We start from the raw sequence: 252 nt of genomic DNA, 5'->3' as shown, positions 1-252 counted from the left end.
AAGATCACCACGATCACAAGCCGCATGGTTGGCGGCGTTGGCTGTTTGCCACCAACCACAAAGACATCGGCACGATGTATCTGTTGTTTTCGTTTTGCATGCTGCTCGAGGGCGGTGTGCTGGCGTTGCTGATACGCACGGAGCTGTTTGCGCCGGGGCTGCAGTTCTTCCAGCCTGAGTTGTTCAACCAGTTCACCACCATGCATGGCCTGATCATGATCTTTGGTGCGATCATGCCGGCGTTCGTGGGCT

At 56.0% G+C, this 252-nt stretch carries 1 protein-coding gene; it reads left to right on the top strand.

Translation table 11 applies throughout. From position 1 onward, the window contains the following. Positions 1-252, top strand: a 252-nt coding sequence (locus EUU22_RS20120; RefSeq protein ID WP_205687941.1) for a cbb3-type cytochrome c oxidase subunit I, incomplete at both ends; no start/stop codon positions are given.

Origin of the sequence: Ciceribacter ferrooxidans (assembly GCF_004137355.1) — a bacterium.
In the GTDB taxonomy this organism is placed as follows: Bacteria; Pseudomonadota; Alphaproteobacteria; order Rhizobiales; family Rhizobiaceae; genus Allorhizobium; species Allorhizobium ferrooxidans.
This window is presented reverse-complemented; position numbering and strand designations above follow the sequence as displayed.